Raw genomic sequence first — 18,663 nt, 5'->3', positions numbered from 1 at the left:
TCAATCCTTAATATCAACTTTCAATTTTTAAGATTTGTTCTATATTTTCCTGGAGTAATTCCTTCATACTTTTTAAATAAGCGTATTAATCCAATGTCATTGGCGTAACCTATTTTTATTGCAATCTCTGAAATTGTCAACTTCTTGCCCGCAAGCAGATTTTTCGCATATTCTAATCTTGCTTTTGCAATGTAATCCGTTATGTTCTCTCCTTTATTCTTTTTAAAGAATGAGGATAAATATTGAGGTGTAATGCTCAATTCATCCGCTATTGAAGTCAAACTCAACATACTGTCAGCATAGTTTTGATCAATATAGTCGGTAATAGAACTCAACAAACGAACATTGTTGTCGCTCCGATTCGACTTCATATACATACAAAGCAATTTATATATTTCTTCCATTTTGGCATGCATTTCCTCGGCCGTGTGACAGTTCGCAAGTTGTTGAACCGGGTCTGCTTGATCTTCAAAAATACTTTCATAATTTATATTAATGTCATTTAATATTTTGATAAGCGTGCTCATGACATTAAAAAAGAGACATTTCCCGTGTTCAAGAGATATATTGCGAGATTCAAAATTCATTTTAAATACATTGTCCAAAATTTTGTCGGCATTCTCAAAGTCGGCCGTTTTAATAAAATTCATTAACTGTAATTCCATTTCGATCGGGTAGTAATAATGATGCTCTGCATCTCGAATCTCGTGAAAGTATATGATTTTGCTTTGTCCTTTAATCATTCGATACTCGAGAGCTTGCAGCGCTTCTCTGTAAGATTTCCCAACATTATCTACACCTTCGCAAATTTCACCGATACCGATTGTTATGAAAATACTAAAACGTTTTTCAATGATTTCTTTTAACGTGTTGGCTATAGTGTCCAAATCCGTTCTTGCACTACTCATTCTTTCTTTGTTGAAATTTATTAACAGAGCTAACCGGTTTCGGTCGAGCTCAATACTATAACCGTTATTGCGATCATTTGCCAGCTCTTCACTCACGTTTTCTATAATAAATCTAATAATTGCCCACTGCTTTTCACATACGTCTTTTGCAAAGTGACTGCTGTCATCAACATCCACAACAAGAACGGCAAAATCGTCAGAAGTAAATGTAATATCCATAAACTCCAATGATTCACGATTTGAAGCTGATTGATCTACAAAGCCTTGAATCAATCGAGACAAAAAGTTCGCTTTTACTTTCGGCGTCTGTGCAGTCAAAACATCTCTTAGCTCTTTTTCTGTATCCCAATTAACTAAAAGCGTTTCTTCAATAAGATGATATTCATTGAAAGTGCGATCACTCTTTTTATCCCGTTTTTTTATAATGGATTGAACAAGATCTCGGACCGGAACATAATGACGATAAGCAAGTAAATAAGATGTAATTAAGCCGCCGATCAAACAAACGATTAGTAAAGATAACGCCCATGCTTTGACGGCGTTTACTTTTTGCATAAATAATGACTTCGGCACAATTGAAATGTATTTCCATCCGGTTTCTTTTGAAATGATATAAGACACCATCATATCTTGTTGGTCAACTTCACGTTCCAGCAAACCACTGTTGCCGGTAAGCCGTAAATCCATGCTATCCAATGAAAGCTCTTTTTCAGCAGTCGTCATTATTTTACGGTTATCCTTGTCTAAAATATAAATATCGCCGCGGTTTGCCCATTCAATGTTTTGCAGCATCTCTTTAATTTGTTGTTCGTGAATCAAAATAGCCAAATAGCCTTCAGGATGTTTTGTTTCTCCATATGGCAAAGGCTGTAAATATGTGATCATACGTTCAGGAGTTGAGGACATTCCAGTGAAGACGTTTGAAGAAGGAAGGTATGAATAGAGTTGGTTAACTTCAAAAAAACGATCTCTCCACTGCTCATAATCCATGTCTTCATAACGATAAAAAGAGCGGTAAAACGTTTGAGCGTCCGTTTTTGCCGATGAGGAAATGATCATATCTTTATCTGAAATAAAAACATAATAATCATGGATAAAATCATTTAAAACTCTATAATTTTCTAAATCATTCATAAAGTTTACGTACTTATATACACTTTCTTGATTAGCTAAAAATTTTGAATTTAATAAGAGCTGCAGTTTTGGATTAAACGATATTTGTGCCGACAATTGGGTTACTACATGAAGCTGATTATCCACTACTTGGCTTGTTTGCTTTAACAAAGCATAATTATTACGGTTGGCATTTTCTTTAATAACAGATTCCATTCGGTTGTAAAGAATCCCATTTACCGTTACAGGAAATAATAGAATCAAGATAAAGGACAATAATAGAGCTACAAAAACACTTTTACGATTATACTTTTTGAATCCCATTGACATTCCCCCTATAAGAGCCTATTTCAGAATAAATCATATTTGTATTATAACAACAGCGCATTAGCTGCAACAGTATGGAGCTGAAGTTAAGCGATTTATATGTCCGTACAAAAAAAAGAGAGAAGAGTTTTATACCGAAACTCTTCTCTCTCTTAGCTTGATTGCTTTCCTTTGGATTTGATCCAGGTGACCAGTGTTAGCAGCAGCACAGGAAACACATACGATATCGACACATAAAGCGGGTGTATCGTCGCTACCGTTTCTTCCCATTTGGTCATGCCTTCGGATAACAATAGGGTGAGCAGCACGATAATCAAAGCAATAGGAAACATGAGGATCCGGTTATCGCGTAAACGCAGCAGTTGCGACATGGCTAACGTCAGCGCATACAAGGTAATCGTAGCTTTCATGTATGATCCTGCGATTAAGGCCATCGCGATGATGGATTCGATTCTTTCGATGATATCGACAGCCTGGATAATGCGCGCAAACTGATACAGGGAGTATTTTCTTTCACCTGCCATAGGGCCGAACATCATAATCGTGCATACGACTGATATGATTAAAATGACACCGTTCATGACCAATGCCATATACATGGACTTGTTCAGCTCTTTGCTGTTTGTTTTGCGGACAAACGACAGCAGCATGACAAACACGATCACCTCTGCGTAAGGGAACCCGTAAGAAAAATACGCGCCATGCAGCACGGGTTTGATTCCTTGCGGCATAATGGGCAGCAGTTGATCCGGATGATAGTCGGGAAGCGCTAATAAGAAGATGATTACAACGAAGCAAAGCATGACCGTGATGATGATAATAAACATTCTGGCCATGGCTTCGATACCGGCCTGCGCGGTAATTGCGGCAGCTAACAGCACAATAAAGGAAAAGATATACATAGGCGTTTCGTCCATTAAAGAGCTGGTCATAAACAAGTCGACGTCGATTACGATACCGGCACACATATGGAACAGAAAGGACACGAAAGGAATCGATAGGAGGTAGGTGATCCACGTGCCGACCGCCTTACGGCTGTATTCGACAAAAGTTAAGCCGGGGTATTGCTTATTCAGATAAAGGACACAGCTTAGTAAAAGCCCTCCTATCGTGCCTGAAATAATTAGTGACAGCCACGCATCGTTTTTGGCGAAAGCGATTAGCGGTGCCGGAATATTGATAATGGACGACCCTGTCATGAACGTGAAAAATAAGAGGGACATTTGTCCCGCAGTGATGGATTCGCGATTTGTCAAGAAACTCCCGCCTTTAAATATCCGAATATCTGCTCCGCCGTATCGGATAACAACAGAGTGACAACCATATGCAGCTTCGGCATATCGATGTTGGATACATAGTCCACACTGAAATAGAGAGCGATAAGCATCAGCCCCCCGTAAGCCAGCCGTTCACGCTTCTGCTTCAGTTTGAGCCTCGGGACGTCATAAGCTAATATGAGCACAAACATGACAAATAGAACGAAAATTTTCTCCAGCACGGGTATCCCTCCTATTTTTCTTTAGACAAAACAGATTTGCCGACGGTCGTCCCGGTATTGATAATTTTTACATCTGTATGAATCTGTAACTGACTATTAGCAAAAATCTCGTGCCAGTCTTCCTTCATGCTTTTCCATAACGCGGGATGTCTGCGGTATATCAGATTGCCGAGGTTAATGACATCGGCTTTTTTCTTCTTCAGCTCCTCAAACGATTTCAGCATTTCTTGCTCGACGAATTCTTTTATTTGATTGATGAATTGTATTTCCTCTTCGCTCGTCGTTATTTTGGAACACTTGAGCTCGGTGATGGTACCTTCAATCGTTATGGACGCTTTCACCGTGACAGACCTCTGCTTGATCTCAGGAGAAAGCTGGGTGCTCGATGAAATAATTTGAACCGTTTCATACCTTTTCGATTTGCCATTCCCTTGGTTCAAGCAGGGGATTTCGAAAACTCCTCGTTTATACTCATCGCGCAGCATCAAGACGCTTTCCATATCCTTGGAAGACAGCTTCCCTATCATTTTTCCTTTTTTGAGAAGGGCGGCCCCCGCAACCGGAGTTGTGTATGTTATTTTTTTACTTCGGTAGAGGTAAGGGATCATCGCATCATCGACTTGCCCCTTCAGCTGAAATCCGAGATCAAGCAGGGTCACATTCGCCGTCTTTCCGGAATATTTGTAAGCTACTTCTTGAATGGTCAGCAGCTGCTGGCCGAGCGTATTCTCGATCAGCGGCTTCGTACTCATGTATTTGCCAGCCTTTCCTTTGGCAATATGGACGTAAGAAGTAAGGCGGAGCTCTTGATTGCGATAAAAAAAATCGAGAACTTCTTCGAGCCCTCTCTTCTTTGCGAACTCCTCCCCAATGACAATGATACGCAGATGGCTCCAATGGACTTTGCGCCCCATATGGAGAGTCAGGTCGCGCACGGTCTCGAACATCGATTCGTCCTCGGATTGAACGTTGAAGAACGACTCGTCCCCTCCCCTTTCTTTTAATCCGGGGTTCGGTTTATATAACTGTGCCGTCAGTCGAATATTGCCATTCCTGCCCTCGTCAATTCCTAAAGACATAATGAAGCTTCTTTCGGGAAGCTCCAATTTGTTCCAGCATCCCGTTGAAGAAAGGGTAACCAGAGCAATCAAAAGCAGCTTCAGATGCAACCTTCTCATCGTCTCGTCATCCTTTCTTTCGCGTAACCGGCATATGCATATGCCGGTTACGCGGCGAGCGCAAGAGGTGCTTTATAGGAGCGCGAATCAGCACATCAAGCAGCTGCCGCGGCCTGAGCGGAGCGACTGGAGCTAAATAAGGCTGGCCGAGCGAGCGCAAGGTAACCAGGTGCAGCAAGATGAAGAGCAAGCCGAACAAGAGCCCGAATCCTCCCAGAAGAGCGGCAATGACCATTAGCGGAAATCGCAAGAGACGAAATGCGATGGCCGCGTTATACTGCGGAACGGTAAAGGAGGCAATCCCCGTCAAGGCTACTAGAACGACCATGATCGGAGAGGCGATCCCGGCTGCGATCGCCGCTTCTCCGATGACCAGCGCGCCGACGATGCTTACAGCGGATCCGACCGGCCGGGGAAGCCTTACCCCTGCTTCCCGCAGCAGTTCAAAGAAGAACTCCATGATCAGCGCTTCAAAAAAAGCCGGAAACGGAATTCCTTCCCGAGCATCGACAATCGCCAGCAGAAGAACCGACGGAATCAATTCGGGATGATACGTGGTTAAGGCGATATAAATGCTCGGCAGCGTAAGTGCAATGATAACCGCCATTAACCGCAAGATCCTGGTTAACGATGCAATGATGGACCGCTGATAATAGTCTTCGCTTGACTGCAGCAGCTCGATAAACAAGCCGGGACAAAGCATCATCATTCCGGAGCCTTGACAGAGTACGACGATCTTTCCGTCAATTAATGCCGCTGCCACTACATCCGGCCGCTCGGTATATCGGAATTGAGGAAAGGGAGAATAAGTCGAATCCTCAATAAGTTCTTCAACATAAGCGACCTCCAGTATTTCCTTATCCTTGACGGTGCCGATTCGTCTTTTAAATTCAGCCAATGTTTCCGGATTTACACAGCCGTCAATGTAACCGTAAACGACTTCCGTTTGGCTCTCTCCGCCTCCCAATAAGGATTCCAGTTTAAATCGAGGAGATTTAATGCGTATCCGGATTAGACCGATATTTTTTTTCAGGTTTTCTACCGAGCTTTCCCGGGGACCGTAAACAACCGCTTCATTGACCGGTTCGGTGATTTGTCTGGTTTGGACGCCAATGGCCTGAAAGCTCAGCACTTTATCCCATCCGTCTATGAAAATGACGAGATTGCCGTTCAAAAGATTTACGACGGCTGTATCAAAATCATCGATAAGCATCGCGGTTTGACTTGAGACGCCATGTTTTTCAAAAAAGCGCATGAAGATCTCAGGTGTAACCTCGGTACCCTGTCCTATTTCATGGCTCACCAGATCCTGCAGCGAGGATTTCATGTAATTAATCTTATTATCTTCAATTAATGTATCAAAATAGACGGAAAAAGCCTCATTCCCGAGTTCAGGACCATACCTCCACGGCAGGAATACAAAGTCGTAACAATCTTTGAAGTTATCCATTATTTGCTGCCGGTTGACCTCAAGAATTTTCGATATCGGTTTTTTTTCGCCGCCGTTGTTTCCGGTCTTCTGATTATGTAAAGTCGTACTCGCCGAAGAGTTTTTACCGCTTGTTCCCCCGAGGGATCCGCCCTGCTCCATGTGCACGCCTCACTTTGTCATTTTTCCAGTAATGTATGTTTCGAACTAAACCATGCCCTGATACAAATATCATTATTGACATGAAGGAGATTGGATAAACAAAAGAAAGGGATACGTTTAAGTAAACGTATCCCTTTCTTTTAGAGGAGTTGGAGCCTTTATTCCCCAGGCAAAATAATATCAAACATCGTTCCCTTGCCAGGTTTGCTTTTAATTTGTATATGGCCATGATGGTCTTCAACGATTTTAAAACACATCATGAGTCCTAGTCCGGTTCCTTTTTCTTTTGTGCTGTAAAAGGGCTCGCCCAACTTCGGAAGCCTTTCTTTTGGAATGCCGCATCCCTGGTCAATAAAACGGATCAAGATATCACTCTTGTTTTTGTGCCTGACTTGGATGACGAGCAGCCCTCCGTTTGGCATCGCTTCGATTGCATTTTTAATCACATTCACGAATACTTGCTTGAGTTGATTTTCTTCACACATGATAGACTGGATATCCGGATCGATTTCCGTTTGGATTTGGACGTTATTCATAATGGCCTGGGTATCCAGAAGGGATAAGATATTATGGATCAGCTTTCGGATATCTCTTTGTTCAAAATGGATGACCTGGGCAGGTTTAGCCAGGAGCATAAACTCACTGACGATGTAGTTGATACGTTCAAGCTCCGACAACATAATGTCAAAGTAATCTCTATTTTCATTAGTTCTGGATTGCAGCAGTTGAACAAACCCTTTTATTGCCGTCAGCGGATTTCGAATTTCATGCGCAACTCCCGCTGCCAGTTGACCGACAGCAGAAAGCTTATCCGATTTTCTCAGCAGTTCTTCCGTTCGCTTGCGCTCCGTAATATCTCTGATTACGGTTTGGATAACGGATCTTCCCATGTATTCGTTCACTTTTGTGCTGCAGGCTTCAACCTCTATCACTTCCCCGTTCATACGAATGAACTTATATCCTGAAAAACCAATTGTACTCCCCATCGTTACTTGCTTGATATTATTTGCCGCTTGATGATGAAAGTCGGGATGGATGAAGTCAAATATCGATTGTCCGACAAGCTCCTCCTGACTCGCCGCTCCAACAAGTCTGATCCCCGCATCATTTATATAGACGAATATCCCCTCGCTGTGCACGGCGATTGGTTCAGGCAAAAGTTTAATGAGCTGACGATAACGTTGATCGTTTTCACGAAGCACCGTTTCGGCTTGCTTCTGTTCCGTCATATCTTTTATGATCAAATGGTGACCGACGATATCATTATTTACGACAAGGGGTACACTTGTCATGTTGAAATCAATTCGGTTCCCGGTTTTATGGATAGCTCCGATATCAAACTGTTTCGGTTTTAAATCTGCCGTGTCTCGAAAGTGCGCAGCCGATTTATCCCATTCGTCTTTTGCAAAAAAGTTTCCAACCCATTCATAAAGAAGTTCTTCCTTACGATAACCTGTTATTTTTTCGCAAGCCTGATTACAGCTAAAGATACGACCATTGAGATCACAGGAAATGATGGCATCGGGATGGTATTCAAAAAGCGACCTGTATTGCTGTTCCATTACCTTTCGTTCAGTCGTACATTTGTACCTCGTAATATCTGCAAATTGAGATATAAAATAGAGCGGGTTGTTCGCGTCATCATAATGTAGATTACTGCTTAGCATAACCCACACCGTATGTCCAAGTTTATGTATGTACCGTTTCTCCGTTTGAAAGAAAGAAATCTGTCCGTTCATCAGTTCCAATACATATTTTCTGCTGAGCTCGAGATCATCCGGATGGGTAATGGATAGAAAATCTAATGAAAGCAGTTCTTCTTCAGAATAGCCGGTTATATTGCAAAATGAACGGTTAACTTTCAGCCAACGTCCGTTTAGTGCAACAATGGCTACACCGTTAGTCGAATATTCAAATGCGTTACGGAAAATATCTTCACAAGGTTTATAGCTCATAGTATCCCTCACTGTTAATAAAACGTGTTTCAATATTCGACACATCATGTAATTAGTCCTGCAATACTTTGGGGCTATGATTTTTAGAGTCCATAACTATGAAAGGAGGTAATAGTAAAAAGGAGCATGAACGTTAGTCGTTCGCACCCCTTTTTTTGATATTATCCATCAAAAGAATGAACTGGTTTATTGCTGCTCATCTTCATAGTACATATAGATTTTCCAGCTTTCGTCGGGCATTTTCTTCAAATAGTAAATGCCGTCGGTTGCCACTTTTTCTTCTGTTTGTTCGTTATCTTTAGTGATTGTTGTTTTGAAGCTTCCGCCAGACGACTCAATCACGGCGAATCGATCTGTCTTCTCCAAGACCGTAAGCGTTTGTGCACTGATTTTCTCTATTTCAATTTCATATCCTTGAGTTACAAGTGCAATTAGTTCTTCTGAAGCTGAATGGCTAAGCGCAAAATAATAACCCGTATAAAATTGCGCATATACATCATCAAATTGATCGTATGTTTTATCTTTGATTACTTGGTTTTCCTTCTCTTCTGAATCTAAAACGGCAGTTGTGAGTAAACTGTCATCAGGTAATGCACTATTTTGCAAGTCTAACGCACGCTGCAGCATGACAACGGCTTCAGCTCGTTTCGCATTGGCGAAAGGCTTGAATTCCGTTTCACTGGCTCCTCGTACAATACCAGCTTGGCTTGCCTTTAAAATGGATGGTTTAGCATAATATTCGGGCACATCCGAGAATGGCTTCATTTCGCCTTCAAATTGAACAGATGAAGAAAAGGCTCTCACAACCATAGCGGCGATCTCTCCACGTTTAATAAGCTGATTTGGCCCGAACTTTGTTTCACTAATTCCGCCAACGATACCGAGGGAGCTGGCAACGCGAATCGGCTCGGAGTACCATTTTCCCATTTCAACGTCAGTAAACGTTTTTCCAGGCGCTTCGCTTGTCAACCCCAATGCACGAACCAAAATCGAAACAAACTCCGCACGGCTTATGGAATGGTTTGGCTTTACCGTTACGTTTCCTTCCAGATCCACATAACCCCGCAACAAATCTGCGTTTACGAAATTGTCCAGTTCATAATAAGCCCAGTGTTCGTCTATGTCTGTCGGAAAGTACATATCCAATGGAGTGAGTACGGCCGCTTTCACTTGTACGGAATGAAGAGGATAAACCAGAAGTATTGCTAAAAGTAAGAAGGTAAAGCTTCGAAAATAAACATTTTTCATTTTGATGATCCTCTCTTGGTTTAAAAATATTCTTCTACGAGAATATCAAAATATAATGGCCTGTTCCAGAGGAAAATTAAGGGTAATTTGCACATTGTCGGACGAATCTAATTGGAAAAGATCCCGCTAAACTTGACCGATTTGCTTCTTTAGTTTTACTTTAAACGCCGAACTTTTCCGCCAGCTTCTTGGCAAGTTCGTCATCCGAAAGGGGATTGCGGTGCGTATTCTCCAAGTTAATGTATTTCTCGGTATGCTACGCAGCAGCACGGATCGGCCACCTTGGCACGAACCATATCGTATTGTTTGCGCACGACGCTGAGACAACAATAGCTGCCATCTTCGCTCCCGGGATGTAAGTGATCACTTGTTCCATCAGGGTGGTACCCGACCATATAAAACAGCACAAATGTCGCTATCGACGCCTTGGATAGATAGAGCATAATGCTGAAAAACATTAGCTTGAAGCCTACTCGCCTTTTATCGCTGCGCCGTTTCCTCCAGCCACAAAATCGAGGTAACGCCGCGCGGGTAATACTTGCTGCCCGTGATCTCGCCGGAAATAATCTGATCGCTCCAGCTCCAAATCGACAGCTCGGGATGCGTCAGCCACTTCACGTGAGCCGCATCCGCCGCCCGGCCGCTCTCCTCCCACTTCAGCCCGAGCAGCTCCCGCGCCACGAATTGGCATAAGTAAATTTTGCTCAGCCAGCTGTTGTTGCTCGTGGAGGACAGCTTCCAGCCGCCGTCGTCGAACAGGCAGATGCCCGGCTTCAGCACATACTGGAGATGATTATACAGCGCCTTCATATATTCACCGAACCGGCCGTCACGGTCAAGCGACGCGTCGTTACCCGTCACATATGGAAAAATGAGCCCCTCGATGGCAGGTATGATTTTGGAGTCGTTGTTTTCACCGATAACCGCCGGGATATAGCCCTCATCCGCAACGTGGCTGACGATCGTCGCCGCGCACTTGTCTGCCTGGCTGCCCGCCGTCTCTGCCAAGGCGGCCTTGCCGTTCTCTGTGAAAATACGCTCCATCGCAACGTATGCCGCCCAAATTTTGCCGGCCAAATAAATGTTGTTGCGAGCTTGGCCGAGCGATACGTCCAGACTGTCATACGTCGTAATTTCCGCTCCGCCCATCGTCCGCGAGCTGTCGAGTCCCATAAGGCCGTTGCGTTCTTCCGGCTCGGAAGCGTCACGGTTCAGCATGCTGGCGAGGCATCTTTCGAATATTTCCAGGTTCGCCGCAAGCCAGGCCTGATCTCCCGTCTTCTCGACATACGTCGCCGCGCAAAGCACCCAGTTCACCAGCTGCTCGTGCGTCATATGCGAGAAGCAGCCATCAATGCCGTACAGCTCGTATGCCGAGTAGCCGGGACGGGACACGACGTTCGCCACGCCCATGTCATGGGTGAAGCTGATGCCGCCCGGGTACTCCGCGGAATCGCCCGGCCCCCGCACCGTATCCTCGTAGCTGTAGCGCTTCACGAACATGTCCAGCTCGTTTTTCACCGTCCAAGGATTCATCTTCAGCTCGTAGAACAGCTGGTCGACCGTCAGGTCGAACGTGTTCATCATCCGGTACTCGCCTTCGTTCACGATCCAGAACGGCTCGCCTTCGTAATCGAGCAGCTGCGTGGAGCCGTAATAGCTGCGTATCGAATGGTCCAGCATAAATTTCTGGTCGTCCGACAAGCTCTCCCGCTCGGTCATTTTGCCGGCTTGCTCCGCTTCTGCCGTAAGCCTGTCGAAGTGGGTCAACGCATGATCGGCCACCGCTTCCACATTAGGGAAAAACCGGGCATAGTAATAGGAAGCGTCAATGCCCGCCGTCACGTAGCCGCCCCTATAGAAGCAAATAGCGAACCGGTACGTCCGGAGCTTGCCAGGCTCCGTATCCATGACAAGCGAGCAGACCGTGCCGAGTCCGAAGGTCCAGTTCTCCTTCAGCTCCGCGCTCAATATATCCTCCATCGTAAAATGCTGAGCCGATACGACCGCCGGATTGTCCGATACGATCGCGAGCTGCCGCCCCTGACCGATGCCGGGCTTACGGCAAGTATCGTCCATACGGCGCATCGAGCTGTACGGATCCGTTCCCTGGAAACCGAAAAACGCGCGGCGCTTTTTGTCCGAACGGGTATTGTCCACCGTAAGCTCGGCGAACACCGCCGGAATGAGCGCATCCTTCAGCTCATCCTCGGACGCCGCCATCGGATCCGGAACCGGACGGACCTGCGAGTAGATGCGGAACGTCAGATCACCCGACTGCCAGGTGTCCGTCGTTAAGCGGAAATCGCGCTGAACCGCATGCTGCGGCAGCGGGTACAGCAGCTTCGGCTTATCCGGTTTCGGATCTGGATTCTCGATATCGTAGCGCCTGCTCTCGTCCTCTTCCCGCACGTCGTGGAACGGAAAGGTGTCGAAGCCGGATGCATCGCCGCGTTCCAGGCCGATATATATATTTTGCTTCGGCGGCTTGGCCATTTCAATGTCAAAACCGCCGGAAGCTCCGGGAAAACCTAAAGTAAAGCTGGAGAAAGCCCCGATCGGGGAATGGTGCGCGTTAAAAAATTCGTTTCGTGCCATGATAGGTTCAGCTCCTTCATAGGATTTGTTCTACTGCCATCATACGTGCACGGCGCCGGTCGATACAGGTCCAAATCGGACCTAAATTTGTACAAATCGTTCCCGGGGAACGCTGCGCGGATATGCTATACTGGACACATCCTATTAAGCGAGGAAACGATGATGAAAAACCATCTCCCCTTCGGACGCGAAAACAGCATACAGGAGCTGATGACGCCCGATCTCCAGTTTGCGTTTCAGATCGTGGCCGCGCATAAGCGCGCCGTGAACGGGCAATGGAGCTATCCCGAGCATCAGCATACGATGTTCGAGCTCAATATGGTGCTGGAGGGCCAGCAGACGATGCACGCGGAAAATTCGGCTTACTTACAGCAGGAAGGTGACATCCTTTTCCTTCCGCCCGGCGTTGCGCATGCCAGCGGCGGCTCCCCCGCCATGGAGCCGATGACCTATTTCTGCCTGCATTTCGATATCGACGACCTTACGCTCCGCAGGAGCCTGATGGGGATGCAGACGACGCTGCTATCCGCATCTGACGGGCTCGCTGCCACCGCCATTAGAGCCGCGCTCGACAACATGCTCATTTCCCTCGCTTATGCCGAAACCGGCATGCTCCGGGACAAACTGACCTTCCTGAGCGATACGTTCCGGCTGCTGTCCGCTTTGACGAATTGGGCGATGGACGGTGAAGCTGACATCCTGCAGGAAACGAATGCTTCCGAGAACAAAGTCGCGCTTGCCGCGGCAATGGAAAGGGAGTTGCGCGCCGGGGCAGCCCTCAACCGTTCGAACGAAGAGAAAATCAATATTGAAAAAATGGCCGCTAAGCTCGGCTACAGCCCGGCTTATTGCAAACGGGTGTTTCAGCGTGTCTACGGCATGCCACCCCGCCAATACTTGACAGGCCTCATCCTTCGGCAGGCTAAGCTGCTGCTGATCGATACGGAGCTGACCGTCGAGGACATTGCTTATCGGCTCGGCTACCGCGACGTCTCGCATTTCAGCAAGCAATTCAAGCGGTGGATGAACCTTTCTCCTGCGGCGTTCCGCAGGCTGACTCATTCGCGATGACAACAAGAAAGGCTGTTCTTCCGGCATCGATTGATGCCTGCGGACAGCCTCTTTCATATTCCTGCTTCGTTCCTTTACAAGATCAATGCAGGGTTGAATTATTATTCTAATTGTTGTATATTTATACAATACATTGAGTAAACGGGAGGCTCGTCATGATTCAAACGGAAAATTCGATAACGAATGATTTGCTCGCAGTTGCGGAGAAGTCGGTGTTGTTCACGGCACGACGGCCTGACATCGTGATGGAGCGCGGCGAGGGCATGTTTTTGTGGGATACAGAGGGTAAACGTTATTTAGATTTTGTCGGCGGCTGGGCCGTAACCAGCTTGGGGCATTCCCCAGCCGTTCTGCAGGAGGCGCTCTCGCGACAAGCTTCAACGCTCGTCCATGCCAGCTCCGGTTACTATAATAAACCGATGATTGAGTTTGCATCTCTGCTTACCGGAGTGAGCGGAATGGATAAGGCTTTTTTCGCAAGCAGCGGCGCCGAGGCGAACGAAAGCGCGATTAAGCTGGCAAGAAAGCATGGAGCGGTCTACATGAACGGGGCATACGAAATCATTACGCTCGCAAACGGCTTTCACGGCCGCACGCTCGCCACGATGTCGGCAACCGGCAAGCCGCAGTGGAAGGAGCTGTTCGCGCCGAAGGTAGACGGGTTCAAGCATGTGCCGATCAACGATCTCGATGCCTGCTTTGCCGCCGTTACGAACAATACGTGTGCGATCATGCTCGAGCTTGTACAGGGCGAGGGCGGCGTGAATGCTGTGGATGAAGCTTATTTGTACGGCTTGCGGAAAATTTGCGATATGTACGGGATGCTGCTTATTTTCGATGAAATTCAGACGGGCATGGGGCGCACGGGCAAGCTGTTCGCATACGAACATTACGGCATAAATCCGGACGTTCTGACGCTCGGCAAAGGCATCGGCGGAGGTTTCCCTTTGTCGGCCATGCTCACGACCGCCAAATACGATTTGTTCGAGCCGGGAGAGCAAGGCGGCACCTACTGCGGCGCGCCGCTTGCGATGGCGGCAGGCTATGCGGTGCTTCAGGAGCTGCTGGAGCGGAATTTGGCAGGTCATGCTGAAGTACAAGGCCAGTATTTGATCAATGGATTGCGAAAGCTCTCTCTCGGCTTCCCTATTTCGAACATCCGCGGCAAAGGACTGCTGCTTGCTTTCGACGTTCCAGAAGGTACAGGGACAGAGCTTGCAGCTATTTGCTTGCGAGAAGGCTTACTGATTAACTCGCCTCATCCGGCAATGATACGGTTGGTGCCTCCTCTAATCGTGACAACAAGAGATATTGATGACATGCTGCACATCCTTCGTCGTGCATTCGAGCAACTGAATACGCAATAAGAAAAAGAAGGTCGCTCTACAAGCCGCGACCCAAGCTCGTAGTGAGACCTTTCATTTCAATCGCCTTAGAACGCGATCGTATTCAAATCTTGGTTTTCATATAAACGCACAACATCAATCGGCCAATAATGCGTTCCGCAGCATCAATTAGAAATCCGTTTCTTTTAAATTGGGCAATCTGTTCATCGGTTATTCTCATTATTAAATCCTCCTGGTTAAGCTTCTTAAATGCTAGGATTCATCTTACAATTAATAGGAATTATTAAAAATCTAATATTATGTCGAATATTTAATAAATCGTGCTGTCATGACCGTAAATTGCGAATGATGGATAAGCCGCTCCGCATATTCTAGTAGATCGATTCTGAAATAACGCAAGTATACGACCAAATTGTAACGGACCGTAAATAACCTCATGTTAAACGAAAACAGCTCAATGAACGGCCTGTCGCCTGCCGGATTATCAACGTGTAACGGACATGAGAGACACTAATTCAAAGAAAACCACTGTTATCGAAATCTAACGGACGTGAGGAACGTTATTTCCAATAAATCAAAGGGAATATGGCAAAAATCGGTCCCATAAGACTTCTCATGTCCGTTAGATTTTTCAAATACCTCATTTTGGGATGATAACGCCTCTGACGTCCGTTAAACCGTTAGCCTACGGAGCAAAACGCGGGCTAGCTGCTCGTTCCGTAAGAACACTGTTTCCGGAACATTCTACTAGTTAGGATTGGAATGCGCCGAGCAGCGGGAGGGCTATCATACTGCTTGGAAATGGAAAGAGTTTATCACCTTCGAATTAATCGGCGGAACGGCGTTTTATTTGCTATGCCGAAAAACGGCTCATTCGGAGCTGTTCGGCATAGCCGCTAATATAGCCGGACCGCAAATGCTTAAATATATGATGGCCGCCTACAGAATGGAAACAAAAAAACGTTCCGCAGCTCCCTCCAAGCCGGGGGAATTGCAGAACGTTCCTGATCTTTAGAAGCCGAAATAGGTTTTCGCGTTGCGATAAGATATATTTTGCACCATATCGCCCAGCAATTCCATATCCTGCGGCGCCTCGCCGTTTTCGACCCATTCGCCGAGCAAATTGCAGAGCAGCCGCCTGAAATACTCATGTCTCGTGTAGGAGAGGAAGCTGCGCGAATCGGTCAGCATACCTACGAAGCGGCTAAGCAAGCCAAGGTTAGCGAGTGCATTCATTTGGTCCAGCATGCCATTCTTCGTATCGTTGAACCACCATGCTGATCCCAGCTGAATTTTTCCCGGAACGCCTCCGCCCTGAAAGCTTCCGATAATCGAGCCGAGCACATCATTGTCCTTCGCGTTAAGCGAGTACACGATCGTCTTCGGCAGCGCATCATCCGTATCAAGCGCGTCGAGCAGCTTCACGAGCGGATAAGCTACGGCACTGTCGTTTATGGAATCGAAGCCCGTATCCGGTCCAAGCTTGCCGAACATGCGGGAGCTGTTGTTGCGTGCGGCGTTAATATGGAACTGCATCGCCCAGCCGCGCTCGGCGTACAAGCGTCCCAAGAAAAGCAGCGTATACGTTTTGTATTGCTTTTCTTCCTCTAAGGTTACCGCTTCTCCATTCAATGCCTTGGCAAAAATTGTCGCGGCCTCTTCCTTTGTCACCTCGGCATATGCAACGTAATCGAGCGCATGATCGGACACCTTGCAGCCGACCTCGTCGAAAAACTTCACTCTCGCCTCCAGCGCGTCAAGCATTGCTTCATAGCTGTCCAATTTAGCTGAAGCAGCCGCTTCAAGCTTGCCGACCCATTCCAGAAATGTCGGCCGGTTAATTTCGAGCGCCTTGTCCGGACGGAACGACGGCAGCACCTGCACATTGAAATCTTCTAATTCTTTAATCGCGATATGGTATTCCAGCGAATCAACAGGGTCATCCGTCGTGCAAATGACCTCTACGTTTGACATTTTGATCAGATCGCGCGCTTTATAGCTTCCGCTTGCCAGCTTCGCGTTAACTTTCTCCCAGATCGCCGGCGCGTTCTTTTTATTAATAAGCTCATTAACATCGAAATAGCGGCGAAGCTCCATATGCGACCACTGGTAAAGCGGATTGCCGATCGTTTGCGGTACCGTTCCCGCCCATGCCTCGAAACGCTCATAATCGGTGACACCCCCGCCGCCCGTTACATAACGTTCCTCCGCGCCGTTTGCGCGCATCGCCCGCCATTTGTAATGATCGCCGTAGAGCCACGCTTCCGTAAGATTCGCAAAGCTCGTATTCTCGTATATTTGCTGCGTACTTAGATGGCAGTGATAATCGATGATGGGCATGTCCTTGGCAAAATCATGGTATAACCGTCTGGCCGTTTCGTTCGTTAACAAAAAATGATCGTCCATAAAAGGTTTCATTCCGGCTTTCCCCCAATACGCTATTTGTGGAAGCTCACTAAATCTTCGATCTGAACCGCCTGCCCCGTTTGAATCGAACGATTCGCCGCGATACCGGTCAGAATGGAGCGTGCTCCGTCAACATGATTAGCCGCTCGATTCCACTCATCCTTCACAGGCGTACCGAACAAATCGTTCAGCAATACCGGATCGCCGCCGCCATGGCCGCCTTTACCTTCCTCGACCTCGGCCTCATACGGCGCCGCGAACATCGGAAACACCTTAATCGTCTTCTCCTTGAGCGCACCCTCCTGCGATTTTTCTCCGCCGGAATTGACGTAGGACTGCTCGACGATATTCATTTCGATGCGCCCCTTTGTACCGTTGAACGCGATGCGATAGCCTTCCCAAGGCAAATATGCGTTTAACGAATACGTCAGGATGGCATTGTTTTTGTAACGGACGAGCACGCCCATCGTATCTTCGATATTGATGCCGTCACCGAATACGCTTTGATCGCGGCGATAGCCGTCTTCATGCTCCGCATCCAAATACATCGCCTTCAAATGCTCATTTTTATCCAAGTGTAGCGCAAAAGGGTCGTTCTCGGCAATCGGATTTCCCGTCGCGCGCTCATAAAATTGCGTTTCGCCGCGCTGCTCGGCGTTTTCCCTGCCGTAGAACAAGAGATCTCCGAAGGCAAACACCGACTCCGGCTGCGAGCCGATCCAGAAGTTCACGAGATCGAAGTGATGCGTTGATTTGTGTACGAGCAAGCCGCCGCTGTTTTGTTTATTCCGATGCCATCTGCGGAAGTAGTCGGCTCCGTGCTGCGTATTCAACAGCCATTCGAAGTGTACGGATGTGACCTTGCCGATCGTTCCATTCGCGATTAGCTCTCTCGCCTTTGTATGATGCGGCGCGTAGCGGTAGTTAAACGTCACGCGAACGTTGCGCCCGGTCCGCTCGACCGCGTCCAATATTTCTTGGCATTTCTTCTCGTCTACCGTCATCGGCTTCTCTGTCACCACGTCGCAGCCTAGCTCAAGCGCGCGAATGATATACGTATGATGGGTACGGTCCATGCTCGTCACGATCACCGCATCCGGTTTCTCCGTCTCGATCATGCGATCGAATTCATTCGATTTGTAGGTTTTTACTAATTCATGCTTATATTTGTTAACTAATATGCTGTTCGCATAGTTCATTCGGGTCTGATTGATATCGCAGAATGCAAGCAGCTCCGACGTTTCCCTGAAATCGGTTGCAAGAGCGCCGTAAAAAAATTCGGCCCTGCCGCCGCTGCCGACCAAAACATAACGTTTCTTAGACATACAATAATTCCCCCTCCGGTTTTCTTACCTTCATATTAACGCATAGGAGTGATATAATTCTCGTCATATCCTGCTTGTTTTTCGAAAAACACCGCTTAT

The 18,663-nt window shown here is 46.9% G+C and carries 13 protein-coding genes; 3 read left to right on the top strand and 10 right to left on the bottom strand.

Annotated features, from left to right (window positions below; translation table 11 throughout):
• Window positions 1-20: 20 nt before the first annotated feature.
• From L1N85_RS09380 to L1N85_RS09345, 8 genes are all read right to left on the bottom strand, one after another.
• Window positions 21-2,345 carry a helix-turn-helix domain-containing protein gene (locus L1N85_RS09380; RefSeq protein ID WP_235237294.1) on the bottom strand — a complete coding sequence of 775 codons (2,325 nt, stop codon included), beginning with the start codon at window positions 2,343-2,345 and terminating at the stop codon, window positions 21-23.
• Window positions 2,346-2,500: 155 nt separating this feature from the next.
• The gene (locus L1N85_RS09375; RefSeq protein ID WP_235237293.1) at window positions 2,501-3,604 is read right to left on the bottom strand and encodes a GerAB/ArcD/ProY family transporter; all 1,104 of its coding nucleotides are present in this window, start codon (window positions 3,602-3,604) and stop codon (window positions 2,501-2,503) included.
• On the bottom strand, window positions 3,601-3,846 hold the full coding sequence (locus tag L1N85_RS09370) for a hypothetical protein (protein WP_235237292.1): 246 nt from the start codon (window positions 3,844-3,846) through the stop codon (window positions 3,601-3,603). The genes L1N85_RS09375 and L1N85_RS09370 overlap by 4 nt, the downstream gene beginning before the upstream one ends.
• A gap of 11 nt (window positions 3,847-3,857) precedes the next feature.
• Window positions 3,858-5,024 carry a Ger(x)C family spore germination protein gene (locus tag L1N85_RS09365; RefSeq protein WP_235237291.1) on the bottom strand — a complete coding sequence of 389 codons (1,167 nt, stop codon included), beginning with the start codon at window positions 5,022-5,024 and terminating at the stop codon, window positions 3,858-3,860.
• Between the two features lie 7 nt (window positions 5,025-5,031).
• On the bottom strand, window positions 5,032-6,615 hold the full coding sequence (locus L1N85_RS09360) for a spore germination protein (protein ID WP_407946354.1): 1,584 nt from the start codon (window positions 6,613-6,615) through the stop codon (window positions 5,032-5,034).
• Between the two features lie 158 nt (window positions 6,616-6,773).
• A complete protein-coding gene (locus tag L1N85_RS09355; protein ID WP_235237290.1) occupies window positions 6,774-8,570 on the bottom strand; it encodes a PAS domain-containing sensor histidine kinase in 1,797 nt (598 codons plus the stop codon).
• A gap of 186 nt (window positions 8,571-8,756) precedes the next feature.
• Window positions 8,757-9,818, bottom strand: a complete 1,062-nt coding sequence (locus tag L1N85_RS09350; RefSeq protein ID WP_235237289.1) for an S-layer homology domain-containing protein — start codon at window positions 9,816-9,818, stop codon at window positions 8,757-8,759.
• A 480-nt stretch (window positions 9,819-10,298) separates the two neighbouring features.
• On the bottom strand, window positions 10,299-12,416 hold the full coding sequence (locus tag L1N85_RS09345) for a glycoside hydrolase family 52 protein (RefSeq protein WP_235237288.1): 2,118 nt from the start codon (window positions 12,414-12,416) through the stop codon (window positions 10,299-10,301).
• Between the two features lie 159 nt (window positions 12,417-12,575).
• On the opposite strand from L1N85_RS09345, the gene L1N85_RS09340 reads away from it, so the two are divergent.
• The 3 genes from L1N85_RS09340 to L1N85_RS09330 all read left to right on the top strand — a co-directional run bounded on the left by L1N85_RS09340 (window position 12,576) and on the right by L1N85_RS09330 (window position 15,848).
• A complete protein-coding gene (locus L1N85_RS09340) occupies window positions 12,576-13,487 on the top strand; it encodes a helix-turn-helix transcriptional regulator (RefSeq protein ID WP_235237287.1) in 912 nt (303 codons plus the stop codon).
• A 155-nt stretch (window positions 13,488-13,642) separates the two neighbouring features.
• Window positions 13,643-14,854, top strand: coding sequence for an aspartate aminotransferase family protein (locus tag L1N85_RS09335; protein WP_235237286.1), 1,212 nt, complete (start codon window positions 13,643-13,645; stop codon window positions 14,852-14,854).
• Between the two features lie 736 nt (window positions 14,855-15,590).
• On the top strand, window positions 15,591-15,848 hold the full coding sequence (locus tag L1N85_RS09330) for a hypothetical protein (RefSeq protein ID WP_235237285.1): 258 nt from the start codon (window positions 15,591-15,593) through the stop codon (window positions 15,846-15,848).
• Here L1N85_RS09330 and uxaC read toward each other — a convergent pair.
• Together uxaC and L1N85_RS09320 are read right to left on the bottom strand one after the other, a co-directional pair.
• Entirely contained in the window at window positions 15,845-17,251 is a 1,407-nt protein-coding gene (gene uxaC / locus L1N85_RS09325; RefSeq protein WP_235237284.1) for a glucuronate isomerase, read from the bottom strand. The two genes, L1N85_RS09330 and uxaC, sit on opposite strands and share 4 nt — an antisense overlap.
• Window positions 17,252-17,271: 20 nt before the next feature.
• A complete protein-coding gene (locus L1N85_RS09320; RefSeq protein ID WP_235237283.1) occupies window positions 17,272-18,564 on the bottom strand; it encodes a Gfo/Idh/MocA family protein in 1,293 nt (430 codons plus the stop codon).
• Between the last annotated feature and the right edge of the window lie 99 nt (window positions 18,565-18,663).

This window comes from Paenibacillus alkaliterrae (assembly GCF_021532375.1).
Lineage (GTDB): Bacteria > Bacillota > Bacilli > Paenibacillales > Paenibacillaceae > Pristimantibacillus > Pristimantibacillus alkaliterrae.
This window is presented reverse-complemented; position numbering and strand designations above follow the sequence as displayed.

Bases quoted from the DNA above. Each gene is read 5' to 3' on its own strand.
- L1N85_RS09360 (WP_407946354.1), bottom strand. From the start codon at position 6,615: ATGGAGCAGGGCGGATCCCTCGGGGGAACAAGCGGTAAAAACTCTTCG.
- uxaC (WP_235237284.1), bottom strand. From the start codon at position 17,251: ATGAAACCTTTTATGGACGATCATTTTTTGTTAACGAACGAAACGGCC.
- L1N85_RS09345 (WP_235237288.1), bottom strand. From the start codon at position 12,416: ATGGCACGAAACGAATTTTTTAACGCGCACCATTCCCCGATCGGGGCT.
- L1N85_RS09365 (WP_235237291.1), bottom strand. From the start codon at position 5,024: ATGAGAAGGTTGCATCTGAAGCTGCTTTTGATTGCTCTGGTTACCCTT.
- L1N85_RS09340 (WP_235237287.1), top strand. From the start codon at position 12,576: ATGATGAAAAACCATCTCCCCTTCGGACGCGAAAACAGCATACAGGAG.
- L1N85_RS09350 (WP_235237289.1), bottom strand. From the start codon at position 9,818: ATGAAAAATGTTTATTTTCGAAGCTTTACCTTCTTACTTTTAGCAATA.
- L1N85_RS09355 (WP_235237290.1), bottom strand. From the start codon at position 8,570: ATGAGCTATAAACCTTGTGAAGATATTTTCCGTAACGCATTTGAATAT.
- L1N85_RS09335 (WP_235237286.1), top strand. From the start codon at position 13,643: ATGATTCAAACGGAAAATTCGATAACGAATGATTTGCTCGCAGTTGCG.
- L1N85_RS09380 (WP_235237294.1), bottom strand. From the start codon at position 2,345: ATGGGATTCAAAAAGTATAATCGTAAAAGTGTTTTTGTAGCTCTATTA.
- L1N85_RS09320 (WP_235237283.1), bottom strand. From the start codon at position 18,564: ATGTCTAAGAAACGTTATGTTTTGGTCGGCAGCGGCGGCAGGGCCGAA.